This window comes from Lysinibacillus sp. UBA5994 (assembly GCF_002429725.1).
In the GTDB taxonomy this organism is placed as follows: domain Bacteria; phylum Bacillota; class Bacilli; order Bacillales_A; family Planococcaceae; genus Lysinibacillus; species Lysinibacillus capsici.
Map to the genome: position 1 here is coordinate 1 of NZ_DJAU01000014.1, position 25,459 is coordinate 25,459.

Annotated in this window: 27 protein-coding genes; all 27 read left to right on the forward strand. The window is 37.7% G+C overall.

Annotated elements, in window-relative coordinates:
- On the forward strand, positions 1-1,087 hold a 1,087-nt coding region (gene sucC / locus B3D98_RS04780; RefSeq protein ID WP_288581147.1), incomplete at its 5' end, for an ADP-forming succinate--CoA ligase subunit beta.
- Between the two features lie 17 nt (positions 1,088-1,104).
- The gene (gene sucD / locus B3D98_RS04785) at positions 1,105-2,007 is read left to right on the forward strand and encodes a succinate--CoA ligase subunit alpha (RefSeq protein ID WP_004229280.1); all 903 of its coding nucleotides are present in this window, start codon (positions 1,105-1,107) and stop codon (positions 2,005-2,007) included.
- A gap of 198 nt (positions 2,008-2,205) precedes the next feature.
- The gene (dprA, locus tag B3D98_RS04790; RefSeq protein ID WP_288581150.1) at positions 2,206-3,102 is read left to right on the forward strand and encodes a DNA-processing protein DprA; all 897 of its coding nucleotides are present in this window, start codon (positions 2,206-2,208) and stop codon (positions 3,100-3,102) included.
- 91 nt (positions 3,103-3,193) lie between these two features.
- Positions 3,194-5,272 carry a type I DNA topoisomerase gene (gene topA / locus B3D98_RS04795; protein WP_016994084.1) on the forward strand — a complete coding sequence of 693 codons (2,079 nt, stop codon included), beginning with the start codon at positions 3,194-3,196 and terminating at the stop codon, positions 5,270-5,272.
- Between the two features lie 19 nt (positions 5,273-5,291).
- Positions 5,292-6,605 (forward strand): FADH(2)-oxidizing methylenetetrahydrofolate--tRNA-(uracil(54)-C(5))-methyltransferase TrmFO, encoded by a 1,314-nt coding sequence (gene trmFO, locus B3D98_RS04800; protein ID WP_016994086.1) that lies wholly within the window; start codon positions 5,292-5,294, stop codon positions 6,603-6,605.
- Between the two features lie 287 nt (positions 6,606-6,892).
- A complete protein-coding gene (xerC, locus tag B3D98_RS04805) occupies positions 6,893-7,792 on the forward strand; it encodes a tyrosine recombinase XerC (protein ID WP_288581154.1) in 900 nt (299 codons plus the stop codon).
- Between the two features lie 21 nt (positions 7,793-7,813).
- Positions 7,814-8,359 (forward strand): ATP-dependent protease subunit HslV, encoded by a 546-nt coding sequence (hslV, locus tag B3D98_RS04810; protein ID WP_004229270.1) that lies wholly within the window; start codon positions 7,814-7,816, stop codon positions 8,357-8,359.
- On the forward strand, positions 8,359-9,759 hold the full coding sequence (gene hslU / locus B3D98_RS04815) for an ATP-dependent protease ATPase subunit HslU (protein ID WP_004229268.1): 1,401 nt from the start codon (positions 8,359-8,361) through the stop codon (positions 9,757-9,759). The genes hslV and hslU overlap by 1 nt, the downstream gene beginning before the upstream one ends.
- Positions 9,760-9,846: 87 nt before the next feature.
- Positions 9,847-10,626 carry a GTP-sensing pleiotropic transcriptional regulator CodY gene (gene codY, locus B3D98_RS04820; RefSeq protein ID WP_004229266.1) on the forward strand — a complete coding sequence of 260 codons (780 nt, stop codon included), beginning with the start codon at positions 9,847-9,849 and terminating at the stop codon, positions 10,624-10,626.
- Positions 10,627-11,555: 929 nt separating this feature from the next.
- Positions 11,556-11,948: a flagellar basal body rod protein FlgB gene (flgB, locus tag B3D98_RS04825; RefSeq protein WP_048391621.1), complete on the forward strand. Its 393-nt coding sequence runs from the start codon at positions 11,556-11,558 to the stop codon at positions 11,946-11,948.
- 3 nt (positions 11,949-11,951) lie between these two features.
- Entirely contained in the window at positions 11,952-12,413 is a 462-nt protein-coding gene (flgC, locus tag B3D98_RS04830) for a flagellar basal body rod protein FlgC (RefSeq protein WP_054550512.1), read from the forward strand.
- A 26-nt stretch (positions 12,414-12,439) separates the two neighbouring features.
- Positions 12,440-12,745, forward strand: coding sequence for a flagellar hook-basal body complex protein FliE (gene fliE, locus B3D98_RS04835; RefSeq protein WP_004269303.1), 306 nt, complete (start codon positions 12,440-12,442; stop codon positions 12,743-12,745).
- 120 nt (positions 12,746-12,865) lie between these two features.
- A complete protein-coding gene (gene fliF, locus B3D98_RS04840; RefSeq protein ID WP_279494188.1) occupies positions 12,866-14,461 on the forward strand; it encodes a flagellar basal-body MS-ring/collar protein FliF in 1,596 nt (531 codons plus the stop codon).
- Positions 14,462-14,476: 15 nt separating this feature from the next.
- Positions 14,477-15,490, forward strand: coding sequence for a flagellar motor switch protein FliG (gene fliG, locus B3D98_RS04845; RefSeq protein ID WP_008180783.1), 1,014 nt, complete (start codon positions 14,477-14,479; stop codon positions 15,488-15,490).
- The gene (gene fliH, locus B3D98_RS04850) at positions 15,483-16,271 is read left to right on the forward strand and encodes a flagellar assembly protein FliH (protein ID WP_066037815.1); all 789 of its coding nucleotides are present in this window, start codon (positions 15,483-15,485) and stop codon (positions 16,269-16,271) included. The genes fliG and fliH overlap by 8 nt, the downstream gene beginning before the upstream one ends.
- Before the next feature lie 5 nt (positions 16,272-16,276).
- Positions 16,277-17,602, forward strand: a complete 1,326-nt coding sequence (fliI, locus tag B3D98_RS04855; RefSeq protein ID WP_048391695.1) for a flagellar protein export ATPase FliI — start codon at positions 16,277-16,279, stop codon at positions 17,600-17,602.
- Positions 17,603-18,052 carry a flagellar export protein FliJ gene (gene fliJ, locus B3D98_RS04860; protein WP_048391613.1) on the forward strand — a complete coding sequence of 150 codons (450 nt, stop codon included), beginning with the start codon at positions 17,603-17,605 and terminating at the stop codon, positions 18,050-18,052. It abuts the gene before it with no gap.
- 4 nt (positions 18,053-18,056) lie between these two features.
- The gene (locus tag B3D98_RS04865; RefSeq protein ID WP_048391611.1) at positions 18,057-18,665 is read left to right on the forward strand and encodes a MotE family protein; all 609 of its coding nucleotides are present in this window, start codon (positions 18,057-18,059) and stop codon (positions 18,663-18,665) included.
- A gap of 25 nt (positions 18,666-18,690) precedes the next feature.
- On the forward strand, positions 18,691-19,962 hold the full coding sequence (locus tag B3D98_RS04870) for a flagellar hook-length control protein FliK (RefSeq protein WP_288581183.1): 1,272 nt from the start codon (positions 18,691-18,693) through the stop codon (positions 19,960-19,962).
- A 2-nt stretch (positions 19,963-19,964) separates the two neighbouring features.
- The gene (gene flgD, locus B3D98_RS04875) at positions 19,965-20,657 is read left to right on the forward strand and encodes a flagellar hook assembly protein FlgD (protein WP_257961813.1); all 693 of its coding nucleotides are present in this window, start codon (positions 19,965-19,967) and stop codon (positions 20,655-20,657) included.
- 15 nt (positions 20,658-20,672) lie between these two features.
- Positions 20,673-21,041: a TIGR02530 family flagellar biosynthesis protein gene (locus tag B3D98_RS04880; protein WP_279494193.1), complete on the forward strand. Its 369-nt coding sequence runs from the start codon at positions 20,673-20,675 to the stop codon at positions 21,039-21,041.
- Positions 21,042-21,127: 86 nt separating this feature from the next.
- Positions 21,128-22,096 carry a flagellar basal body rod protein FlgG gene (flgG, locus tag B3D98_RS04885; protein ID WP_279494194.1) on the forward strand — a complete coding sequence of 323 codons (969 nt, stop codon included), beginning with the start codon at positions 21,128-21,130 and terminating at the stop codon, positions 22,094-22,096.
- A gap of 93 nt (positions 22,097-22,189) precedes the next feature.
- Positions 22,190-22,411, forward strand: a complete 222-nt coding sequence (locus B3D98_RS04890; RefSeq protein ID WP_048391601.1) for a flagellar FlbD family protein — start codon at positions 22,190-22,192, stop codon at positions 22,409-22,411.
- Positions 22,401-22,829, forward strand: coding sequence for a flagellar basal body-associated protein FliL (gene fliL / locus B3D98_RS04895; RefSeq protein WP_004269291.1), 429 nt, complete (start codon positions 22,401-22,403; stop codon positions 22,827-22,829). The genes B3D98_RS04890 and fliL overlap by 11 nt, the downstream gene beginning before the upstream one ends.
- 31 nt (positions 22,830-22,860) lie before the next feature.
- The gene (gene fliM / locus B3D98_RS04900; RefSeq protein WP_004269290.1) at positions 22,861-23,856 is read left to right on the forward strand and encodes a flagellar motor switch protein FliM; all 996 of its coding nucleotides are present in this window, start codon (positions 22,861-22,863) and stop codon (positions 23,854-23,856) included.
- Positions 23,849-25,072, forward strand: coding sequence for a flagellar motor switch phosphatase FliY (gene fliY / locus B3D98_RS04905; protein WP_048391599.1), 1,224 nt, complete (start codon positions 23,849-23,851; stop codon positions 25,070-25,072). Before fliM ends, fliY begins: the two co-directional genes overlap by 8 nt.
- Before the next feature lie 21 nt (positions 25,073-25,093).
- A complete protein-coding gene (locus tag B3D98_RS04910) occupies positions 25,094-25,456 on the forward strand; it encodes a response regulator (protein WP_004269288.1) in 363 nt (120 codons plus the stop codon).
- The last annotated feature ends 3 nt before the right edge of the window (positions 25,457-25,459 follow it).

Genomic DNA, 25,459 nt, shown 5'->3' on the forward strand with positions numbered 1-25,459 from the left:
TTTTTCCCCTGATGAAGCAGTAAAAGTAGCGAAGGAACTTGGCTCAAACGTAACAGTAGTCAAGGCGCAAATCCATGCAGGTGGACGCGGTAAAGCAGGCGGTGTCAAAATCGCTAAAAACCTTGACGAGGTGCGCACATACGCAAAAGAGTTATTAGGAAAAATTTTAGTGACTCATCAAACAGGTCCAGAAGGAAAAGAAGTAAAACGTTTGTATATTGAAGAGGGTTCTGATATCCAAAAAGAATACTATTTAAGTCTAGTATTAGACCGTGCTACATCTCGTGTGACAGTGATGGGATCTGAAGAAGGCGGTATGGATATTGAAGAAGTAGCAGAAACAAATCCAGAAAAAATCTTCAAAGAAGTTGTAGATCCTGTAGTTGGATTAACAAGCTTCCAAGCACGTCGTATGGCGTTTAATATGAATATTCCAGCAAACCTTGTAGGGAAAGCTGTTAAATTAATGTTAGGCTTATATCAAGCATTTATCGACAAAGATGCATCAATTGTAGAAATTAATCCACTTGTTGTAACTGGACAAGGCGAAGTAGTAGCATTAGATGCTAAATTCAATTTTGATGCCAATGCATTATATCGACATAAGGATATTGTCGAATTACGCGATTTTGACGAAGAAGATGCAAAAGAAATCGAAGCTTCGAAATATGACCTAAGCTATATTTCATTAGATGGAAATATTGGCTGTATGGTTAACGGTGCTGGTCTTGCAATGGCAACGATGGATACAATTAGTTATTATGGCGGAAGCCCTGCTAACTTCCTAGATGTAGGGGGCGGTGCAACAGCTGAAAAAGTAACAGAGGCTTTCAAAATTATCCTTTCTGATCCAAACGTAAAAGGCATTTTCGTAAACATCTTTGGTGGAATTATGAAGTGTAACATTATTGCTGAGGGTGTTGTAACGGCTGCTAAAGAGATTGGTTTAGCTGTGCCATTAGTTGTACGCTTAGAAGGTACAAATGTTGAACTTGGAAAAGAAATTTTAAATGCATCTGGTTTAAACATCGTTGCAGCTGATTCAATGGCTGACGGTGCACAAAAAATTGTGGGACTAGTAGGCTAAGGAAGGCAGGGAGAACAATGGCTGTATTTATTAACAAAGATACGAAGGTAATTGTACAAGGGATTACGGGCGAAACAGCTCTTTTCCATACGAAGCAAATGCTTGAGTATGGTACTAAAATCGTAGCAGGTGTAACACCAGGTAAAGGTGGACTTGAAATCGAAGGAGTTCCTGTTTTCAATACAGTAGCAGAAGCTGTAGCTGCAACAGGTGCTACAACTTCAGTTATCTATGTACCTGCACCATTTGCGGCAGATGCAATTTTAGAAGCTGTTGATGCTGAATTAGAATTAACAATCTGTATCACAGAGCATATTCCTGTCCTTGATATGGTTAAGGTTAAACGTTATATGGAAGGTAAAAACACTCGACTAGTAGGTCCAAACTGTCCAGGTGTTATAACAGCTGATGAATGTAAAATTGGTATCATGCCTGGTTATATTCATACAAAAGGCCATGTAGGAGTTGTTTCTCGTTCTGGTACATTAACATATGAAGCAGTACACCAATTAACACAAGCTGGAATTGGTCAAACAACTGCAGTAGGTATTGGTGGAGACCCTGTCAACGGTACAAACTTCATTGATGTGCTTGAAGCCTTTAATAATGATCCAGAAACATACGCAGTTGTTATGATTGGTGAAATCGGTGGTACAGCTGAGGAAGAAGCAGCGGCATGGATTAAGGCAAATATGACAAAACCTGTTGTAGGCTTTATTGGTGGACAAACTGCACCTCCTGGCAAACGTATGGGTCACGCTGGTGCTATCATTTCTGGTGGTAAAGGAACAGCAGCGGAGAAAATTAAAGCAATGAACGAAGCTGGTATTGAAGTTGCAGAAACACCTTCTGTAATTGGTGAAACATTAATTAAAGTAATTAAAGAAAAAGGGCTATACGAAAAGTGTAAAACCCATTAAAATGGAAGATGTAGCCATTACGGCTACATCTTTTTCATTATTTATACACTGTTTATCATACTTCATTCAACAATTACCTACTTACTTATGAAGAAATCAACAATTTTGTGGCAGATGTTATAAATAATAATGCAATGTTGTGTTGAAAATTATCATGCGGTCATTTAATTTCTTCTATTATAAAAGGAGGTTTATTGAATGATTCTCGCAGTAGATACGCAGAGATTACTAGCCTTACATTATGTGTACCCATTACCACTACAGAAACTTCAGCAATTGTTGTCCCCTGTGAATATTTTAAGCTCTTTTGAAGACATTCATTATGACGACCTCGCAAAAGTTTTACAAATATCGGCACAAAAAGCACATCAACTTTCTCAGCTCTTTCGACAAATTATGACAACACCACTTGAAGAGGCCTATGCACGGGCTAATATATTCCCCATCCCATTTTATCATCCCTATTTCCCGGCGCAATTATTTGAAATATCAAGTCCACCTACTGTATTGTATGTGAAAGGTCAATATTCCCTGTTAACAAACAAAAAACAGATAGCTATTATAGGCTCTAGGAAGGCGACAGCGTATTCAAAAAGAGCGATAGACTTAATTGTCCCGCCGCTTATTCAACGTGATTATACGGTTGTTAGTGGGCTTGCAAGAGGTGCAGATACAATGGCACATAGGGCGACTATCGATATGGGCGGTCATACAATAGCTGTGCTTGGACATGGTTTTAATTATCTCTATCCATCAGAAAACCGCATTCTTGCTACGCAAATGGCAGAGCACCAGTTATTAATGACAGAATATCCTCCTTATATGAAGCCTGAAAAATGGCATTTCCCAATGCGTAACCGAATCATTAGTGGTTTATCTCAAGCATTAGTTGTGACAGAAGCGGCATTAAAAAGTGGCACGCTTATTACAACAGAGCTTGCATTAGAGCAAGGAAAAGATGTGTTTGTGGTGCCAGGACCTATAGACGCAACGCAATCAAAAGGGACAAATCAATTGCTTTTTGAAGGAGCAATTCCCATAGTGAATGGTCATCAAATCATTGAAACATTAGACCTCTTTTCTAACAAAAATTGAAAAAAAGTTGCATTATCTTAAAATCTGTTATACATTTTGCAACAGGTAACTTAAAAAATTAGTAATAGACCTCGCTAAGGGGGAGACATAGATGGCGGATTATTTAGTGATTGTAGAATCACCAGCAAAAGCAAAAACAATTGAACGGTATTTAGGAAAGAAATATAAAGTGAAAGCGTCGGTTGGACACGTACGGGATCTTCCACGTAGTCAGATGGGCGTTAGCGCGGAAAATAATTTCGAGCCTAAATATATTACGATACGTGGTAAAGGACCTGTGTTACAGGAATTAAAGTCTGCTGCTAAAAAAGTAAAGAAAGTTTATCTAGCGGCCGATCCAGACCGCGAGGGAGAAGCGATTGCTTGGCACCTTGCGACTGCATTAAATATTGATATTCACTCAGATTGTCGTGTTGTATTTAATGAAATTACTAAAGATGCAATTATAGAGTCTTTTAAAAACCCACGTCCAATTAACATGGATTTAGTAGATGCGCAGCAAACAAGACGTATATTGGATCGACTTGTTGGCTATAACATTAGCCCAATTCTATGGAAAAAGGTAAAAAAAGGTTTATCAGCGGGTCGGGTACAATCTGTAGCACTACGCATGATCATTGATCGTGAAAATGAAATTAAAAACTTCCAACCTGAAGAATATTGGACAATTGAAGGAACGTTTGAAAAGGGAAAAAAATCATTTGATGCCCTTTACTATGGAAATGGTAAAGACAAAATAAAATTAACAAATGAAGCACAAGTAAAGGCAATCTTAAAAGATGTTAAAGGAACAAACTTTGATGTTGTCAATGTAACGAAAAAGGAACGTAAGCGTAATGCTGCACCAGCCTTTACAACATCATCTTTACAGCAAGAAGCTGCACGAAAATTAAATTTCCGTGCTAAGAAGACCATGATGCTAGCTCAGCAATTATACGAAGGTATAGATATTGGAAAAAAAGAGGGGACAGTCGGGTTAATTACTTATATGCGTACCGATTCCACACGTATTTCTGATACGGCAAAAGCAGAAGCGGTTACGTACATTGAGGGTAAATATGGAAAAGAATACATTGCAACAGAAATAAAACAAACAAAGAAAGCTTCAAATGCACAGGATGCGCACGAAGCAATACGTCCAACAAGTACAATGCGGACACCAGATGAATTAAAGGCGGTACTTAGCCGTGATCAGTTACGCTTATATCGCTTAATTTGGGAGCGCTTTATTGCGAGTCAAATGGCACCGGCAGTACTTGATACTGTAGCTGTAGATCTTCAAAATGGTGATGTTTTATTCCGTGCAAATGGCTCTCAAGTTAAATTCGCAGGCTTTATGAAACTATATATTGAAGGTACTGATGATCAAACTGAAGAGACGACAAAACTTTTACCTGAGATGGAAATTGGTGATCAAGTAAAATCGCTTGAAATCGAGCCTAAACAACATTTTACACAGCCACCACCACGTTATTCTGAGGCGCGACTTGTTAAAACAATGGAAGAACTAGGAATTGGGCGCCCGTCCACATATGCACCGACCCTCGATACAATTCAGCGCCGTGGCTATGTTGTATTAGATGCTAAACGCTTTATGCCAACAGAGCTAGGAGAGATCGTACACCAACTCGTACTAGAATTTTTCCCAGATATCATAAACATCGAATTCACAGCACAAATGGAACAAGATTTAGATGATATTGAAGAAGGCAATCGACAATGGAAAAAAGTTGTGGAGGAATTTTACAAAGACTTTGAAGTCCATGTAAAACATGCGGATGAAGCTATGGAAAAGGTTGTCATTAAAGATGAGCCTGCAGGAGAAGACTGTGAGCTTTGTGGATCTCCAATGGTCTTTAAGCTTGGACGATATGGCAAATTTATGGCTTGTTCTAATTTCCCGGATTGTAGAAATACAAAAGCGATTATGAAGCCTATTGGTGTGAAATGTCCTTCCTGTGAAACGGGCGAAATTGTGGAGCGAAAAAGTAAAACAAAGCGTCTATTCTATGGTTGCAATCAGTATCCTGAATGTGAATTTGTCTCATGGGACAAGCCGATTAATAGACCATGTCCAAAATGTAGTGCATTATTAGTAGAGAAAAAGATAAAAAAAGGTGTGCAAATTCAATGTACGAAGTGTGACTATGAAGAAGCACCAACTCAATGATAGGAAGATGGTAAGAAACATGACTGAACAAGTAGTAAATGTAATTGGAGCAGGGCTGGCAGGTAGTGAGGCAGCTTGGCAAATTGCTAAGCGGGGTATAAAAGTTAAACTTTATGAAATGCGTCCAGTAAAGCAGACACCAGCGCACCATACTGATAAATTTGCTGAGCTTGTTTGTTCTAATTCATTGCGGGCAAACGGGTTAACAAATGCTGTAGGCGTTATAAAAGAAGAAATGCGTATGTTAGATTCTGTTATCTTAAAGGCAGCAGACCAATGTTCAGTACCTGCTGGAGGTGCCTTAGCAGTAGATCGTCACGAATTTGCAGGGTATGTAACAGAAACTGTGAAAAACCATCCACTTGTGGAGGTTATTCATGAAGAAGTCACAGAAATTCCAGAAGGTATTACAGTTATTGCAACAGGACCATTAACTTCAAAAGCTTTAGCTGAAAAAATTCAAGGTTTAACGGGTTTAGATTATTTATACTTTTACGATGCAGCAGCACCTATTATCGAAAAAGATAGTATTGATATGAATAAAGTTTATTTAAAATCTCGTTATGATAAAGGGGAAGCGGCTTATTTAAACTGTCCTATGACAAAGGAAGAATTCGATCGTTTCCGCCAAGCATTAATCGAAGCTGAAGTTGTACCATTGAAGGAATTTGAAAAAGAAATTTACTTTGAAGGTTGTATGCCAATTGAAGTCATGGCAGCTCGTGGAGAGAAAACTATGTTATTTGGTCCGATGAAGCCAGTGGGTCTTGAGGATCCTAAAACAGGAAAACGTCCATATGCAGTTGTTCAACTTCGTCAAGACGATGCAGCAGGCACGCTTTACAACATTGTAGGCTTCCAAACGCATTTAAAATGGGGGCCACAAAAGGAAGTGCTACAGCTCATTCCTGGGTTAGAGAATGTAGAAATTGTTCGCTATGGCGTCATGCACAGAAATACCTTCATCAATTCACCGAAAGTTTTAGAAAAAACATATCAACTTCGTGAGCAAAAGAATATTTTCTTTGCAGGTCAGATGACTGGTGTTGAAGGCTATGTTGAATCAGCAGGTAGTGGATTAATTGCAGGAATAAATGCAGCTCGTTTAGCCTTAGGACAAGAGCCGATTATTTTCCCATTCGAAACGGCATTAGGAAGCATGGCGCGTTATATAACAGAAGCACAGTCGAAAAACTTCCAGCCTATGAATGTAAACTTCGGCATCTTCCCTGACTTACCACCTGGTCGTCGTTCTAAGCCAGAGCGTGCGGAAATGCATGCAACACGCGCAATAAGCACAATTCGAAATTTTGTGAATTCACAAACAATTTAATTGCCAAAAGCCTCTAAAAGTTGTTATACTCTTAGAGGCTTTTTCTTTTTGTAGACAAAATGCTTAATTAGACGTATTTTATTATTTTGTATGGAGTTTTTCTCAAAATATAACTATTTACACTTGCTATATTATGAAGATAGGTTTAGTGTCAATATGTATGTTTATTAATGATAAGGAAAACGATACAAACTTGTAAGAGATGACAAAGGATTGTATATCCGTTATATTACAAGTGTCAGTCATTTAAGAAAATTATTAATAAATTATTGGTGGTGAATCTTTCTGTGTTAGTTTCGTCCCAAGATGCACTCGAACAGTTCATGCTTTACATCCAAGTTGAAAAGAACTTCTCTGTTCATACAGTGCGAGAATATGAATCAGACCTGCTAGATTTTTTAACCTTTTTACAAACGGAGGGAATGGATGATTTAGCAAGTGTTGAATATATACATGCACGTCTTTATGTAACAAAGTTGTACGATGAGAAAAGGGCAAGGGCTTCTATTTCAAGGAAAATTTCCTCAATACGCTCCTTTTTTCGCTTTCTAAATAGACAGTACGGATTAGATGACGGAGCCTTTCGTTCGCTTTATCATCCGAAAAAAGAATCACGTTTACCTAATTTTTTCTACGAAGAGGAATTGAAACAGTTATTTGATGCGAATACTGGTGATGATTTGAAATCATTAAGAAATATAGCTATATTAGAGCTGTTATATGCAACAGGTATTCGTGTGAGTGAACTGACTTCAATTCAAGTAGAGGATGTAGATTTTCATTATTCGATTATACGAGTAATGGGCAAAGGTCGAAAAGAACGAATCATTCCATTTGGTCAATTTGCGAGTTTAGCAATGCAGGACTACATAGAGCAAGCTCGTCCACGATTGATGAAAAAAACGAATCATCTGCAGTTGTTTGTCAATATGCGTGGTGGGGAACTTACTCCTAGAGGGGTACGTCATATTTTAAACGAAATGATTGATAAGGCCTCACTCCATACGAAAATTTACCCACACATGCTTCGCCATACTTTTGCTACTCATTTATTGAATAATGGCGCAGATTTACGGACGGTGCAGGAGTTATTAGGTCACTCACATTTATCTTCTACACAAGTTTACACACATGTAACAAAAGAGCATCTTCGTCAAACATATATGAATGCTCATCCAAGGGCATAATAGAGCTAAGGAGGAAGGCAGATGGGACAAATTCATGCAACAACGATATTTGCGGTTCATCATAACGGAGGCTGTGCTATGGCTGGTGATGGTCAAGTAACATTGGGAAATGCAGTTGTGATGAAGGGTACAGCAAGGAAGGTCAGACGTCTGTTTAATGGGCAGGTCCTCGCTGGTTTTGCAGGTTCAGTTGCTGATGCCTTTACACTTTTTGAAATGTTTGAAGGCAAATTAAATGAGTATAACGGTAATTTGCAACGGGCAGCCGTTGAGGTAGCGAAGCAATGGCGTGGTGATAAAATGCTGCGCCAGCTAGAAGCAATGCTACTAGTAATGGATAAAACGACTTTATTACTCGTTTCGGGTACAGGAGAAGTGATTGAACCTGATGATGGCATTTTGGCCATTGGCTCTGGAGGCAATTATGCATTGTCTGCGGGTAGAGCATTAAAAAAATATGCAGGTGAAACAATGACTGCTCGTGAAATAGCTGAAGCGGCATTAGAAACAGCTGCTGAAATCTGTGTATTTACAAATCATAATATTATCGTGGAGGCGCTGAACTAATGACACAAAAAAATTTAACGCCAAGACAAATTACTGAGCATTTAGATCGTTACATTGTTGGGCAGAATGAAGCTAAGCGAGCAGTAGCTATTGCGTTACGAAACCGCTATCGTCGTTCGTTGTTAAATGAAGATATGAAGGCTGAAGTTATTCCAAAAAATATTTTGATGATTGGGCCAACTGGTGTCGGCAAAACAGAAATAGCCAGAAGGATTGCAAAGCTTACCAATGCACCTTTTGTAAAAGTTGAAGCGACAAAGTTTACCGAAGTAGGCTATGTGGGTAGAGATGTTGAATCAATGGTCCGTGACTTGGTAGAAGCTTCTCACCGTCTAGTTAAAGAAGAAATGATGGAGTCTGTCAAGGAACAAGCAGAAGAATTAGCAAATGAAGCAATCGTGAAACTTTTGGTGCCTTCTTTACGTAAAAAACAGGCGATGCAAAATCCGTTTGAAATGCTATTTGGTGGGAAAGAACAACCAACAAATGATGATTCATCAGCAGATGATGGAGAAGTTCGCTCGAAGCGTGCTCAAATTGCCATTGATTTACGCAATGGTAAGTTAGAAAATGAGTGGGTTACTGTAGAGGTAACAGAACAAAATCCATCCATTTTTGATGCGTTACAAGGAACTGGGATGGATATGTCTGCGAATAGTGGTATGCAGGATATGCTCTCTAGTTTAATGCCTAAAAAACAGAAAAAACGCCGTGTGCAAGTAAAAGACGCGCGTCGTATTTTAACAATAGAAGAAGCAAATAAGCTGATAGATGCTGATGAAGTAGCACAGGAAGCCATTAATAGAGCTGAGCAAACAGGTATCATTTTTATTGACGAAATCGATAAAATTGCTAGTAAAGAAGGAAATACTTCGGCGAATGTCTCCCGTGAAGGAGTTCAACGTGACATTTTACCAATTGTAGAAGGTTCTACGGTTACTACAAAGTATGGTGCAGTGAAAACGGATTATATGCTGTTTGTTGCTGCTGGGGCATTTCATATGTCAAAACCATCAGACCTAATTCCCGAGTTACAAGGCCGTTTCCCAATTCGAGTAGAGCTAGAAAAATTAACAAAACAGGATTTTGTTCGTATTTTACAAGAACCAGATCAATCATTAATTTTGCAATATAAAGCACTTTTAGAGACAGAAGGCGTAGAAATTCATTTCACGACAGATGCTATTGAACGAATTGCTGAGATAGCAACTGAAGTGAATCAGGAAACAGACAATATCGGAGCTCGTCGTTTACACACGATATTAGAACGTTTACTGGAAGAACTATCGTTTGAGGCATCTGAAATTGCGCCTGCCAGTATCCCAATCAATGCGGCGTATGTGGATCAAAAACTTGCGGGAATAGTAAAAAACAAAGATTTGTCACAGTTTATACTGTAAGATAAAGCTGATTAGTATCATTCAATAATAAAAACCTTTAGAATATTTAGTAAATACTCTTCGGATTATTTATAGGAGGAACATATAATGAATTTATTAGAAAAAACACGTAAAATTAACTCGATGCTTCAAGCTTCTGCTGGTAAGCCAGTAAACTTTAAGGAAATGGCCGATACATTAGGCGATATTATCGATAGTAATGTCTATATTTTAAGTCGTAAAGGTAAATTATTAGGTATTTCAATTCACCAACAAATTGAAAATGAACGTATGAAAAAAATGTTCGAAGAGAGACAGTTCCCAGAAGAATATACACATAGCTTATTTACGATCTCTGAAACATCATCAAATTTAGATATTAATAATGAACATACTGCTTTCCCGGTAGAAAATAAAGATTTATTCCAAAATGCTTTAACAACAATTGTACCAATCGTTGGTGGTGGTGAGCGTTTAGGAACATTAATCCTTGCTCGTTTATCTTCACAATTTGAAGATGATGATCTAATTTTAGCTGAGTATGGTGCAACAGTGGTTGGTATGGAAATTTTACGTGAAAAGTCGGAAGAAATTGAAGAAGAAGCTCGTAGCAAAGCTGTCGTGCAAATGGCTATTAATTCACTTTCGTACAGTGAGTTAGAGGCAATTGAACACATTTTCGAAGAACTTGATGGTAATGAAGGCTTACTAGTTGCTTCTAAAATTGCTGATCGAGTGGGTATTACACGCTCGGTGATCGTAAATGCATTACGTAAACTTGAATCAGCAGGTGTCATTGAATCTCGTTCTTTAGGTATGAAAGGTACTTATATTAAAGTACTAAACGATAAATTCTTAAATGCTTTAGCAGAAATTAAAATGAAATAAATACTTCTTTTAATAAGCTAATGAAAGCGTCTATGGTAAGCATAGACGCTTTTTATGTTGTTGAAAAAGATAATATTGAAAAAGACCTTTTAGAAAGGTGAGGGGTGCTTTAGGTTTCGTCATCGTCCAATCCAGAGGAGCGTACAATGAATCCGTTAGTCGAACATGAGGAAAAGTGACTTTTCAGACTAGTGATTGTAATTTTTGCTTTTAATGTAGAACGGTGGAGTAGAAGGCTAATTGATTCCCATGTGAGAAAGGGGAGACCTTAAACAGAGCGGTAGTTTTGTACTTTAAACTGAGTGAGAGAGAAGTATAGTGGCAAGCAGGTAGTGTGGAATGAAAGCCGTTTTCATCTTTCATAAAATGTATTGTTTTTCAAAACAATGATGGTGTCTATGGTAAATATAGACGCTTTTTTGTGTATTTTCGAAATTTTAGGGCATTTGTTTTTTTAGAGAATTAATATAAAAACATGGATTTCGTTGCTTTTATCCTAAAAATGTTCGATAATTTGTCACTACAATTAGCATATAAAAAATGCTGATATGTTACTTTTGAATAATGGTGAATAAACTTATAGTCACTGTATAAAAAATACTCCCATAGTGATTAAACTAGTAAAAAGGGACCTTTATTTAAAAGGATTAAAAAAGGCGATAAACCTCATAAAAAGGCATTTTTCACAATAAAATCGTAAACACTGTCGAAATGGTGTAAAATAACTAGATGATTATCAATCTTTACTGAAGCCTAGAGACGCAAAGGATGGGGAAGTTTTGTCATGGTTGAGAGGGAGAAAAAATAGGGCGTATAGACTATTAAAAAGTGACAAAAGACAATAGACACTAGGTAGCATCTTAATTACAATTGTATTATTGGATAAATTAACAAGTACATAGATTTTAAATAAAATGAGGTGAACAGTTTTGAATTTATTTGGAGGAACTATTAGTAGCTTGGAAAATGGACTTTCCTATGCCACTTTAAATCATAAAACAATCGCAAATAATATCGCGAATGTCGATACACCTAATTATAAGGCGAAAAATGTTAGTTTTAAGGATATGTTGGAAGAGCAGAAGAGCATAGCTATTTCTGCATACCGCACTGATAATAGACATTATGATTTCACGTTTCGACAATCTACACCAGGTGTCAATATTGTTGAGAACTTGCGATATAGAAACAATGGCAATGCTGTAGATATGGATGCTGAACAAGCGAAATTAGCAGAGAATCAAATTTATTATAATGCTCTAATCGATCGTGTTAATGGGAAATTAAACACATTGAATACTGTTATTAAAGGAGGTAAGTAATAGATGTCTATTTTTCATGGGATGAATACCACTGCCTCCGCATTAACAGCGCAACGTTTACGTATGGACGTTATTTCTTCTAATATGGCTAACATGGATACAACTCGCGCTCGTCAAGTGAATGGGGAATGGGAACCATATCGACGTAAGTCCGTGACGCTGTCAGCTCAAGAAGGACAATTTTCTAATTTTTTGAATATAGCACTAGGTAAAAATGCAAAAAGTGGTGTTGGTAATGGTGTGAAAATTACTCGAATCTCAGAAGATCAAGAAACACCTTTCAAACTTGTATATGACCCAACTCATCCAGATGCGAATGCAGATGGTTATGTAAACATGCCTAACGTCGATCCATTAAAAGAAATGGTTGATTTAATGTCGGCTACTCGTTCTTATGAGGCGAATATAACTGTATTTAATGCGAATAAATCCATGCTTACAAAGGCTTTAGAGATTGGTAAATAAATTTAAGTAGAAAGGAAGATACATACATGGCCATTTCGTCCATTTCGCTAATGACACCTACTCAGGTTGTAAATAACACGAATAAACTGAATGCTACACCTTATGAAGCGCAACAAAGCTTCGCGAACTCGTTAAAAGAAGCAATTGCAAAAGTAAATGATCAACAAATAACTTCTGATAAATTTACTCAGAAGCTAATTAAAGGTGAAGATGTGGAGTTGCATGAAGTGATGATTGCTTCGCAAAAGGCAAGCATTACCCTAAACGCAACAATTGAAGTTCGCAATAAGGTGATTGAAGCTTACCAAGAAATAATGCGCATGAGTGTTTAATTTTATTGTAAAGATAAGAAACCTCTTTTCAATATAAATTAACAACCACAAATCAGAGTGGCTCATTATGTTCGCAAATTATTGATGGCTAGGTTATTCACTATAACCGGAGGATTCATAATGAATGAACGATTGACAAAAATAAAAAACGACACCAGTCAATTTTGGACAAGTCGAAGTAAAAAGCAAAAAATAGTTATGATTGGCTCCGTGGTAGTTGTAATCGCACTAGCAGCAATTGTGACATTTTTTGCTTCCAAAACTACATATGTTCCACTTTATAAAGATTTATCAACACGGGAAATTGGACAGGTAAAGGAAGCGCTAGATTCCCAAGGTGTGACCTATCAAATTGCTCCAGGTGGAACATCTATTTTAGTGCCAGAAGAGCAAGTTGACTCCTTATTAGTGCAATTAGCTTCAGAGGGATATCCACAAACAGGATCAATCGATTACTCATTTGCTAATAGTTCAGGATTTGGTATGACTGATAATGAATTTAACCTATTAAAAAAAGCAGCTACTGAAACTGAAATTGCTAAACTTTTCAAAAATCTGGAAGGTGTAAAAGATGCAAAAGTTATGATTACTGTTCCTGAGGAAGGTGTATTCGTAACGGATGTTCAAGGAGAGGCAACAGCATCTATCGTTTTAAATACTGATCCTGGCTATAAATTTACGGAACAGCAAATAACTACAATGTACAATTTAGTGTCAAAAAGTATTCCGAATTTAAAGACTGAAAATATAGTGATCTCTAACCAATTTTCAGAGTACTTTGATCTGAATGCAGCAACAGCTGATGGTACTTCCACAACAACAGCTGAAGGCCAATTACAAATGAAGAAATTGGTAGAACGAGATTTACAACGTCAAGTACAAAATATGCTTGGAACGTTGATGGGACAAGATAAAGTAATGGTTTCTGTCACAACGGATATTGATTTCAAGAAAGAAAATCGTGAAGAAAATCTTGTGACACCTGTTGATGAAGAAAATATGGAAGGTATTGCCATAAGTGCTCAGCGAATTACAGAGCAATATTCTGGTACAGGAGCAGCTGCCGCTGCTGGAACACCTGAAGCTGAAACAACTACTGATAACTTCACAACTTATAATGAAGGTACAGCAGGAAATGGTGATTACGAACGTACGGAAGAAACGATTAATAATGATGTGAACCGTATACGTAAGGATATTCAAGAAGCTCCTTATAAAATTCAGGATATTGGTATTCAAGTAATTGTTGAACCACCGACAGCAACTGACGCAGCGTCATTACCAGACGGTGTTCGAGAAGATATTGAGAAAATTTTAAGTACAATTGTACGTACAACAATTTCCAAAGACGTAGCAGCAGAACTTACTCAAGAGCAGATCGATGAAAAAGTGGCGGTATCTGTACAACCATTATACGGTAAGGCAACAGAGGTAGCTGATGAAAAACCAATCATTCCATGGTGGGTTTGGGTTATCGGAGGTATTTTGTTAGCTGTTATCTTATTACTAGCATTCTTCATTATCCGTTCACGTAAACGTGCGAAGGAAGAGGAAGAGTTAAGTATCCTAGAAGAACAAGAAGAATTAATGGTTGAAGATATTAATGAAGAAATTGAAACGGAAGCTACAATGCGTCGTAAGCAGCTAGAAAAAATGGCCAAAGAAAAGCCAGACGATTTTGCAAAGTTACTGCGTAGTTGGATTGCTGAAGACTAACTAGGAGGTTCGGCTGTGTCCAAGAAAGATAAAGAATTAACCGGAAAACAAAAGGCCGCTCTCTTGTTAATTTCATTAGGGCCTGAAGTTTCAGCTTCTGTCTATAAGCACTTAACAGAGGAAGAAATTGAACGTTTAACATTAGAAATTTCAAGTGTTAAAAAAGTAGAATCAAATGTAAAAGAAGAGATTATTGAAGAATTTCACAATATTGCACTCGCGCAGGACTATATCACACAAGGTGGTATTGGCTATGCAAAAACAGTATTAGAAAAAGCACTTGGCGTAGAACAAGCACAAACAATCATTAATCGACTAACATCTTCATTACAAGTACGCCCGTTTGATTTTGCTAGAAGAGCTGATCCAGCGCAAATTTTTAACTTTATCCAAAATGAACATCCTCAAACAATTGCCCTAATCCTCTCTTATTTAGAGGCAGGGCAAGCGGGGGTTATTTTATCTTCTTTACCACAGGAAGTACAAGCTGACATTGCTAAACGTATAGCGGTCATGGAATCGACTTCACCAGAAGTGATTAGCGAAATTGAATCTGTGTTAGAACGTAAATTATCATCAACCGTTACGCAGGATTATACAGAAACTGGTGGTATTGATGCAGTTGTTGAAGTTTTAAATGGAGTAGATCGACAAACAGAAAAAACAATACTCGATGCACTGGAAATACAAGACCCAGAACTTGCAGAGGAAATCAAAAAACGTATGTTTGTGTTCGAGGATATTGTTACACTCGACAATCGTTCCATTCAGCGTGTTATTCGTGATTGTGAAAACGAAGACTTACTGCTTTCAATGAAGGTATCAAGTGAAGAGGTAAAAGATATTATATTCCGCAATATGTCACAACGTATGGCTGAAACATTTAAAGAAGAAATGGAAATTATGGGACCTGTACGTTTACGTGACGTAGAGGAGGCACAATCTCGAATTGTTGCTGTTATTCGTCGTCTAGAGGATGCTGGAGAGATTATTATTGCTCGTGGTGGAGGAGATGACGTCATTGTCTAGAATCATCCGTTCTATTTACACTAAGTCTGATAGCGATAATGTCAAAGAAATACAAATCCGTGATATGTTTGAAGCGATGGAAGAATACCAAGAAGAAGGACCTCCTCAGCATCAATTAACGTTGGATGAAGTCGTGGCAGAGCGAGATCGTTTACTTACTGAAGCTAGAACTGCTTTGCAAGCTGAACGAGAGATGTTTGAACAGGAAAAGCATAGGCACTTTCAAGAAATTGAACATTTAAAGCTAAATTGGGAGGAAGAGAGACCCAATCGTGTTCAAGAAGCTTATGATGAGGGATTTGGACAAGGCTATGAAGATGGTATGAATAAGGCCACTGAAGCAATGGCTCAGTCACTTCAAACAGCGAACGAAATAATGATGTTAGCGAAAGAAAATGCTCAAAAATATATTGAAGATCAAGAAGCGGTAATTTTAGAGTTAGGTTTAACTGCTGCAGAAAGAATTATTGGTACTTCGTTAGAACAGGATAACGAACTATTTGTATCGATTGTGCGTAGAGGGCTAAAAGAAGCAAGAGAAATGAAGGAAATTAAAATTTATGTTTCGCCAGCTTATTATGCTTTAATTACGACCAACCGAGATGAATTAGCAGAAATGTTCCCAATAGACGTACCATTAATGATTTTTGTTAATGAAGATTTGGATAATGAGACAGATTGCTATATTGAAACAAATCATGGAAGAATTATGGTTAGCATCGATGAGCAATTAAATGCTCTCAGATTAAAGTTACATGAAATATTAGAGAGTAAGGAATGATCTTGATGAAAGCGGCTCAATTAATTGAACAAATTCCGCATATCCCAACTTTTAAAAAGTTCGGTAGGGTTACTAGAGTTGTTGGCTTAATGATTGAGTCGCAAGGTCCAGATAGTTCTATAGGTGATGTCTGTAAAATTCATGTGGAAACTGTAAATCATGGTCACCAGATTATTTTAGCAGAGGTCGTTGGTTTTAAAGATGAAATAGTCGTCTTGATGCCTTTTACCTCCTTACGTGAAATATCTATTGGCTGCCTTGTTGAAGGAACGGGAGCTCCACTGGAAGTAAAAGTGGGTCCTGAGTTAATCGGCAAAGTATTGGATTCTATGGGGAATCCAATTGATGGCACTCTATTACCTAAAGGTCTCATGACAGTCCCTACAGAACAAGATCCACCAAACCCACTAACTCGTCCACCAATTAATGAAAGGCTTGAAGTGGGAGTCAAGGCTATTGACGGTATGCTAACAGTTGGAAATGGACAACGTGTTGGTATTTTCGCTGGTTCTGGGGTAGGTAAAAGTACTTTACTTGGTATGATCGCAAGAAATACACAAGCAGATTTGAATGTTATTGCGCTAATAGGTGAGCGTGGTCGTGAGGTTCGGGAATTCATCGAACGTGATTTGGGTGCTGAGGGCTTAAGTCGATCGATTGTTGTTGCAGCCACATCTGATCAACCAGCATTAATGCGGATTAAAGGGGCATTTACAGCTACAGCAATCGCCGAATATTTTAGAAATCGAGGCTTAAATGTCATGCTGATGATGGATTCCGTGACACGTGTGGCTATGGCACAACGTGAAATTGGACTTGCCACAGGAGAACCACCAGCACAAAAAGGTTATACGCCTTCTGTTTTTGCGATATTGCCTAAATTACTAGAACGTACAGGCACCAATGAGAAGGGTTCTATAACAGCATTTTATACTGTTTTAGTAGATGGTGACGATATGAATGAACCCATCGCGGATACTGTGCGAGGGATATTAGATGGTCATATTGTATTGGATCGAAATCTTGCCAACAAGGGGCAATATCCAGCCATAAATGTCTTGAAAAGTGTGAGTCGTTTGATGAATCATGTTGCAGAGCCAACTCATAAGAAAGCTGCTGAACGATTAAGAGAACTCTATTATACTTACGACAAATCAGAGGATTTGATCAATATTGGTGCTTATAAAAGAGGAACCTCTAAAGAAATTGATGAAGCAATTCAATATGAACCGCTCATTACTGCTTATCTTAAACAGGGTTACTTAGATAAAGTGACACTAGAACAAAGTGTCAATGAGTTAATAACATTATCGAACGGTGGTGCGAAATAGATGGTCAGTTATGTGTATCGTTTTGAAAAAGTGTTAACCATTCGCGAACAAGAAAAAAACGAAACCGAAATGGCTTATAAGGAATCTGTCCGTTCTTTTGAAGAAATAGCAACGAAATTATATGACTTGCTAAAAAAGAAAGAAGATTTAATTGCATTTCAGCAGGAGCGTTTAATGGTTGGTTCATCCATAGATGAAATCCATCATTATAGTCGTTTCATTGATAGTCTCGAAAAAACAATTGCAGATGTACAACAGAAAGTGATACAAGCTCGTGCAAAGATGAATTGGCACGAAGAAAAACTATTAGAAAAAAACTTGGAAGTACGTAAATTTGAAAAAATGAGAGAAAAGGATTTTAAGCATTTCCAACAAGAGCAAGATCGTATAGAAAGCCTTTTTTTAGATGAAATTTCATTACAAACGTATAACAAGAAAGAAATCAGGTGATTTCATGGCAAAGAAAGACAATCGATTAGCAACAGAGTTAGTAGAAGAGCAACCAAAGAAAAAATCTGGGAGCTTTCTTAAGTTTTTTACTTGGATTGTACTGCCGATTATGTTTGTAGTAGCGGTTTTGCTTGTTGTGGCAACTTTAATGAATACAAATGTCTTTGATTTAGGAAAAAAGGCAATTGGTAGTTTACCTTTTATTCCCTCTGAAGAACAACAAGCAAAGGATGCTGTCGTTAATAACGACTCTAAAATAGTGAGTTTACAGGCAGAGGTACAAGAAAAAGAAGCAGAGATTACCCAGCTTCAAAAAAAATTAGATTCAACAATAACTGAAAAAGAGAAGCTGCTGACAGAAAAGGAACAGCTTCAATTTGAAATTGAAAAACTAAATCGTGAACAAGATGATGTGAAGCGTGACTTTAACGATATTTTATCAACATTTGATAAGATGTCGCCGAAAGCTGCGGCACCTGTGTTAATCAATATGAGTGATACAGAAGCACTGCGGATTTTAACGAATTTAAAGCCAGATAAATTAGCAGCTATTTTAGAAAAAATGGATGCAAAAGATGCAGCAAAATATACGGAGCTTATGGCTAAACAGTAGAATAATTGAAAGGAGGTGAAAAATAGTGGATGTAGCAATGATGCAAATGATTAATAAAACAGTACCTACTAAAACTGCAGCAACAAAATCAACAACAGTTGGAAACGCTGAAGGAAAAATAGGCAGCACACCGAAGAAAGAAAATTTATCAAATTTTGGTTCTGTTTTTGGGCAAGTATTAACTTCTTCAAATGAAACAACTCAATCATCAAAAACGACTTCATCAAATGAACTTGGGGATTTACAAGCGTTATTAAATGCTGAATCAATGGAGGAAGTACTAGATTTACTGGGGATTTCTCACGATGATGGTTTATTATTGCTTCAATTTGGAGAAGACGGTAAGGCAGTGGCACTGGATGAAATGCTTCATTTAGAAAATATATTAAATGCATTAGGGATTGATGAAGAGCAGCTTCAAAAAATCGTCCAACAGCTACTAGGAGAAGAAAAGGAAGCAAGGGATGTTTGGGAGCTCTTAACTTTAGTAGATGCCCAAGCGCCGGTACTACAGGCGAATATAAGCACTGCTTTACAAGGCGAAGGTCAAGTGACACCAAAAGAGGCATCACAACTTCTTCAAGTGTTGAAATTAGCGCAATTGGTAGGACAAAAGACAGACTTAACAGCACCTCAAGAAGACCTGTTAACAACGGTGAGAAGCCTATTAACGACTTTACAAACGCAGGTAGAAACTTTGCAGGTAACAACAACTAAAACAACTGTTACATTGCCATTACAAGGCTTCCAGCAAGTTGTTCAGCAAGTCCAAATGACGAAACAAAGTGAAACAAATACAAATGACATGGTTACACCACAAACTGTACAAACGAAACCAGACACATTCCATGTAACGTTACCAACGGCTAAGCCTGCTCAATCCGAAGCTTTACTAAAAGAAATGCAAGCCATTATCAATCGAGCGCAGATTTCGAATGCTCAAGGCATTACACGCTTAACCATAAAATTGTATCCAGAAAATCTAGGGACAGTTCGTATTGAACTTGTACAAAATGATGGAGTTCTTACAGCCCGTATACTGGCTTCTACAGCCCATGGACGTGAATTGCTTGATAACCAAGCACACCAGCTAAAACAGGCTTTTGCTCAGCAAAATATACAAGTAGATCGTCTTGATATTGCACAATCTCTGCAAGATGCCGATCGTCAACAACGTGATCAAAGCTTCTTCAATAATTTCTTTAAACAACAGCAGGACGAAGAACAGGATCAAAAAAGTGATGATGAAGATGAAGGAATGTCCTTTAGTGACTATTTAATAAGTGAGGAGGTGTAACAATGGCAGATACTACTACGAAGGTGACAAATCCGGCTATAACTGATGATTTTTATTACTCAAATTATCAGAAGCCAGTGAAGCAAACAGGCAATAGTGAGCTTGGTAAGGATGCCTTTCTACAATTGTTAATTACACAATTACAGCATCAGGACCCAACAAATCCAATGGATGATCGAGAATTTATTTCTCAAATGGCGCAGTTCTCTTCTTTAGAGCAAATGCAAAATATGACAAAGGCAATGGAATCTTTACTAGCATCTCAGCAACAAACACAGATGATGAGTTATACAACTTTTATTGGCAAAGAAGTCAAATGGCATGAGATTACAGAGGAGAAAGATGAAAAAGGTAATCCTGTGGTTAATGAAGGAACAGGCGTCATTGAATCCCTTAAATTTGTAGATGGAAATGTTGTGTTCAAATTAGCTGATGGGAAAGAGATTGCTCCTGGTAATATATCTGGTATTTTAGGTGGAGCTAGCGATTCTAGTTCCAATGGCAATAATAATGTACCTGAATCTCCATTAGTGAAAGCTAGCCAATTGATTGGTAAAAATGTAACGTATAAAGACGGTGACCAAGAACTAAAAGGACGAATCGTCTCTGTTTCCAATAAAGATGGGGTCATTAATTATGTATTAGATAATGATAAAAGACTAACAGATAAAGATTTTACAGTGATTAGCGAATAAAGGTGGAGAAAAGTGATGGATAAATTTTCAATTCATCGTGTACCCTTGCATCCATCTATTCGCTCAACACAGCCTAAGCCAATTAATACACAACAATCGTTTAAGGCTCATTTACAGGAAGCTTCTAAACAAGAGCTAAAGGTGAGTAAGCATGCGAATGAACGTATTATTGAGCGTAAAATTAATATCACTGAACATGAATGGCAGGTTGTATCGGATAAGGTATTTGAAGCACACTCAAAAGGTGTCAAACAACCATTAGTCTTGATGGATCAAGCAGCTTTAATTGTCAGTGCTAAAAACGCTACTGTCATTACAGCAATGGATCGCACGGAAGCAAAACAGCAGTTATTTACAAATATTGATGGCACGATTGTGCTTTAAAGGCTGGACCTTCTTACGTAAGGAAGCCTTGGTGATGCTGAGTGATAGAAGCTCACCTATATAAAACGAAGGGAGAACGAAAACATATGTTACGTTCTATGTATTCAGGTATTTCAGGTCTTAAAAACTTCCAAACAAAGCTAGATGTGATTGGTAATAATATTGCCAACGTGAACACTTATGGCTTTAAAAAAGGGCGAGTAATTTTCAAAGATTTAATGTCGCAAACATCAGCGGGTGCTTCAGCTCCTTCAGGTACTATAGGAGGTATTAACCCAAAACAAGTTGGGTTAGGGGCAGAACTTGCATCTATCGATACTATTCATAATCCAGGATCACGACAATATACTGGACGCGGATTAGATTTAGCTATAGAGGGAGAAGGTTTCTTCATAGTAGGTGATTTAGTGTCAGGAACTGGTGAAGGAACTGGTGAAACGCCATTTACAAATACTCTCTATACACGTGCAGGGAATTTTTATATGGATGAACAAGGTTTTCTAGTTAATGCAGATGGTAAATATCTAATGGGGTCTGCGGCTGCTAACTCTGAAAATTTAGATTCAATGTCTACTGACTTCGATGCACCAGCGGAGTTGGATGAAGTAACAAGTGAGGATTTAAATGTTGATGGCACTTGGGGTTTACCAACAGCGGCCACAGAAAACAGTGGAGAATGGGGACGTATCCGTATTCCAACTGATGCAAAATCGATGAGTATTGCACCAGACGGTCAAGTTACTTTTGTTGATGCAAATGGAGACTTGAAATGGGGTGGTCAATTGGTAATGGCTAAATTCTCCAACGCAGGTGGTCTTGAGAAAGTTGGCGGTAATTACTATACAGTTTCAGCAAACTCTGGAGAACCCTATTTACAAGCAGGTGGTCAAGCAGGTTTAGGCAAACCGATAGCAGGTTCACTTGAAATGTCGAACGTAGACCTTTCAGAGGAATTTACTGAGATGATTGTGGCACAACGTGGTTTCCAAGCAAATACGCGTATCATCACAACATCTGATGAAATATTACAAGAACTAGTAAACTTAAAACGATAATAAAATAGTCCTTTCAAAACGGACGTTTTAACAAACATATTTTCATATGAGGGAGGGTCGGGCCGGCTCTCATGCTAGACCCGGCCCTAATTCATGATTGAACTAACACGTCTAAATGGCAAAGCATTTACATTAAATGCTTTATACATAGAAACAGTCGAATCATTTCCAGATACGACTATTACATTAACAACTGGAACAAAATTAATTGTTTTAGAGAGTGAAGATGAGGTGCGACAAAAGGTAACTGCCTTTTATAACAATATACAAATACTATCCAACCCGCATCTACGAGGTGAAGAAGATGAAGAATAATAAAATGCTAACAATGATTATTATTTTACTAGTAGCAGTCATTCTGATTGGGGTTATTTTGTTTGTATTGCTTACGCAATTTAATAAACCCACAGGAGCTGTTGAGCCGTCCATTGATGAGATTGTAGAGGCAACAGTGGAGATACCAGAGATCACGACAAATCTTGCAGATAAAAGAGTTGTTCGCTTGTCATTGAAAATTCAAACGACAAGCAAAGATGCTGCTGCAGAATTAACAAAGCGCGTTTTCCAAGTGCAAAATATCGCCATTCAAGAGCTTTCTGAAATGGAGCAAAAGGACTTAGAAGGTAAGCAAGGGAAACAGATTTTCCAAAAATCATTAAAAACAAGATTAAATGAGTTGATGCAAGAGGGAGAAGTCCAGGAAGTATATTTTACCTCCTTCATTACTCAATAAAACAGAAACTGCTTGAATTGGAGGTGGGCAAATGGCAGGAGATGTGTTATCTCAATCCGAGATAGATGCGCTGCTTTCCGCTATATCGACAGGGGAAATGTCAGCGGATGACATAAAAAAAGAGGACGAGGGACGTAAGGTTAAAGTTTATGATTTTAAACGAGCACTTCGATTCTCAAAAGATCAAATCCGAAGTTTGACCCGAATACATGAAAATTTCGCACGACTATTGACAACCTTTTTCTCTGCACAGCTTAGAAGCTATGTACAAATTACGGTTGCATCAGTAGACCAAATACCATTTGAAGAGTTTGTTCGTTCCATTCCAAATATGACACTCATTAATGTATTTGAAGTGCCACCATTAGATGGTAATATATTGATGGAAATTAATCCGAATATTGCCTATTCGATGTTAGATCGCCTAATGGGCGGTAGTGGGGCAAGTCATAGTAATGTAGATAACCTAACGGAAATAGAAACAAAAATTATGACAAACCTTTTTGAACGCTCATTCGACAATTTACGCGAAGCATGGGAGAATGTTGCGGAAATTGATCCTATATTAGTGGAACTTGAAGTAAATCCACAATTTTTACAAATGATTTCACCTAATGAAACGGTTGTCGTAATTTCATTAAATACGATAATTGGTGAGACAAGTGGGATGATTAATATTTGTATTCCGCATGTTGTATTGGAGCCAATTGTTCCAAATCTTTCGGTTCGCTATTGGATGCAAACCAATACGAAAGAGATGTCACCAGAGCAAACAAAAATGCTTGAAACACGTGTGAAACAAGCCCAATTACCACTCTCAGTTGAATTAGGATTAACGGACATCACTATTGAAGATTTCCTAACAATGCAAGTTGGGGATGTCATACAGTTAGATCAAAAAATTGAAGCGCCATTACTACTAAAAGTAGGTACATTGCCGAAGTTCACTGTTCAACCAGGTAAAAAGGGCAAAAAATTAGCAATCCAGATTATCGACCCTTTGAAAGGAGGAGACGAAGATGAGTGATGAAATGCTCTCCCAAGAAGAAATTGAAGCGCTATTAAGGGGCGAGACGTTGGGAGATAAAAACAACGACACTGATGCTTCAACAAATGAAGAAATAAATGAGATACGAGTGGAGGATTACCTTGATTCGTTTGCACAAGATGCATTAGGAGAGGTAGGCAATATATCCTTTGGTAGCTCTGCCACAGCTCTTTCAGCGTTATTGGGTCAAAAAGTAGATATTACAACTCCAAGTATTTCGATGATTAATCGTAATAAATTAGAAGAGGAATTTCCTCATCCATATGTAGCTGTACAAGTTGAATATACAATTGGTTTAACAGGTATGAATTTACTTGTTATTAAACAATCTGATGCAGCAATTATCGCAGATTTAATGTTAGGTGGCGATGGATTAAATCCGAAGCCAGACTTAGGTGAAATTCAGCTAAGTGCTGTTCAAGAGGCTATGAATCAAATGATGGGCTCAGCTGCTACATCTATGTCGACGGTCTTCAACAAAAAAGTAGATATTTCTCCACCGACAATTGATTTAATGAACATCTCGCAAGATGAAGGTCGAGAAAATATTCCAGAAGACGATTTGCTGGTGAAAGTGTCATTTAGATTAAGAATTGGTAATTTAATTGATTCGAATTTAATGCAATTATTACCGCTTAAATTTAGTCAAAATATTGTAAAATCTTTATTAGGTGAAACAGGAGTGTTTGAGGAACCTGTGGCAGCAACTATTGCACCTGAGGCTCCACCAGTTACACCACCGCCTGTTCAACAGCAAATACCTGTAGCACCACCATCTGAACAACCAGTTTATCAACAGCAGTCAGCACCGATGCAGCAACCGATTTATCAGGAGCCACAACAATTTGCACAACCAGCAAGACCTGCACAACCTGTAAATGTGCAACAAGCGCAGTTTGCTAGCTTCGATACAAATGTAATCTCTCAATCTGAAGCTAGAAATTTAAATATGCTACTTGATATTCCATTGCAAGTTACTGTAGAGTTAGGACGTACGAAACGTTCTGTTAAAGAGATTTTAGAACTATCAAGTGGTTCAATTATTGAACTGGATAAATTAGCGGGAGAACCGGTTGATATTTTAGTCAATAGTCGTTTAATTGCTAAAGGGGAAGTCGTTGTTATTGACGAAAACTTTGGTGTCCGTATTACAGATGTTTTAAGTCAAGCAGAGCGTTTAAATAATTTAAGATAGTTTCAATTGGAGGAGTTAACCATGTCTAAAAGAATTTTGATTGTAGACGACGCTGCATTTATGCGCATGATGATCAAGGATATTTTATCAAAAAATGGATTTGAAGTTGTTGGAGAGGCAGCAGATGGTTTACAAGCTGTCGAAAAGTACAATGAACTAAAACCAGATTTAGTAACAATGGATATCACAATGCCAGAGATGGACGGTATTGCAGCTCTTAAAGCAATTAAGGGAACAGATCCAAGTGCAACTGTAATCATGTGTTCAGCAATGGGGCAACAAGCAATGGTAATCGATGCGATTCAAGCTGGTGCGAAAGACTTTATCGTAAAACCTTTCCAAGCAGATCGTGTAATTGAAGCGATTCAAAAAGCGCTAGGATGATTG

What these genes read in the sequence shown, in the direction of transcription:
- B3D98_RS04910 (WP_004269288.1), top strand. Translation starts at nt 25,094, where the DNA reads ATGTCTAAAAGAATTTTGATTGTAGACGACGCTGCATTTATGCGCATG.
- fliI (WP_048391695.1), top strand. Translation starts at nt 16,277, where the DNA reads ATGAAAGCGGCTCAATTAATTGAACAAATTCCGCATATCCCAACTTTT.
- sucD (WP_004229280.1), top strand. Translation starts at nt 1,105, where the DNA reads ATGGCTGTATTTATTAACAAAGATACGAAGGTAATTGTACAAGGGATT.
- hslU (WP_004229268.1), top strand. Translation starts at nt 8,359, where the DNA reads ATGACACAAAAAAATTTAACGCCAAGACAAATTACTGAGCATTTAGAT.
- trmFO (WP_016994086.1), top strand. Translation starts at nt 5,292, where the DNA reads ATGACTGAACAAGTAGTAAATGTAATTGGAGCAGGGCTGGCAGGTAGT.
- flgC (WP_054550512.1), top strand. Translation starts at nt 11,952, where the DNA reads ATGTCTATTTTTCATGGGATGAATACCACTGCCTCCGCATTAACAGCG.
- B3D98_RS04890 (WP_048391601.1), top strand. Translation starts at nt 22,190, where the DNA reads ATGATTGAACTAACACGTCTAAATGGCAAAGCATTTACATTAAATGCT.
- fliE (WP_004269303.1), top strand. Translation starts at nt 12,440, where the DNA reads ATGGCCATTTCGTCCATTTCGCTAATGACACCTACTCAGGTTGTAAAT.
- topA (WP_016994084.1), top strand. Translation starts at nt 3,194, where the DNA reads ATGGCGGATTATTTAGTGATTGTAGAATCACCAGCAAAAGCAAAAACA.
- fliL (WP_004269291.1), top strand. Translation starts at nt 22,401, where the DNA reads ATGAAGAATAATAAAATGCTAACAATGATTATTATTTTACTAGTAGCA.
- B3D98_RS04880 (WP_279494193.1), top strand. Translation starts at nt 20,673, where the DNA reads ATGGATAAATTTTCAATTCATCGTGTACCCTTGCATCCATCTATTCGC.
- fliY (WP_048391599.1), top strand. Translation starts at nt 23,849, where the DNA reads ATGAGTGATGAAATGCTCTCCCAAGAAGAAATTGAAGCGCTATTAAGG.
- fliF (WP_279494188.1), top strand. Translation starts at nt 12,866, where the DNA reads ATGAATGAACGATTGACAAAAATAAAAAACGACACCAGTCAATTTTGG.
- B3D98_RS04865 (WP_048391611.1), top strand. Translation starts at nt 18,057, where the DNA reads ATGGCAAAGAAAGACAATCGATTAGCAACAGAGTTAGTAGAAGAGCAA.
- flgD (WP_257961813.1), top strand. Translation starts at nt 19,965, where the DNA reads ATGGCAGATACTACTACGAAGGTGACAAATCCGGCTATAACTGATGAT.
- dprA (WP_288581150.1), top strand. Translation starts at nt 2,206, where the DNA reads ATGATTCTCGCAGTAGATACGCAGAGATTACTAGCCTTACATTATGTG.
- fliM (WP_004269290.1), top strand. Translation starts at nt 22,861, where the DNA reads ATGGCAGGAGATGTGTTATCTCAATCCGAGATAGATGCGCTGCTTTCC.
- hslV (WP_004229270.1), top strand. Translation starts at nt 7,814, where the DNA reads ATGGGACAAATTCATGCAACAACGATATTTGCGGTTCATCATAACGGA.
- fliJ (WP_048391613.1), top strand. Translation starts at nt 17,603, where the DNA reads ATGGTCAGTTATGTGTATCGTTTTGAAAAAGTGTTAACCATTCGCGAA.
- flgG (WP_279494194.1), top strand. Translation starts at nt 21,128, where the DNA reads ATGTTACGTTCTATGTATTCAGGTATTTCAGGTCTTAAAAACTTCCAA.
- codY (WP_004229266.1), top strand. Translation starts at nt 9,847, where the DNA reads ATGAATTTATTAGAAAAAACACGTAAAATTAACTCGATGCTTCAAGCT.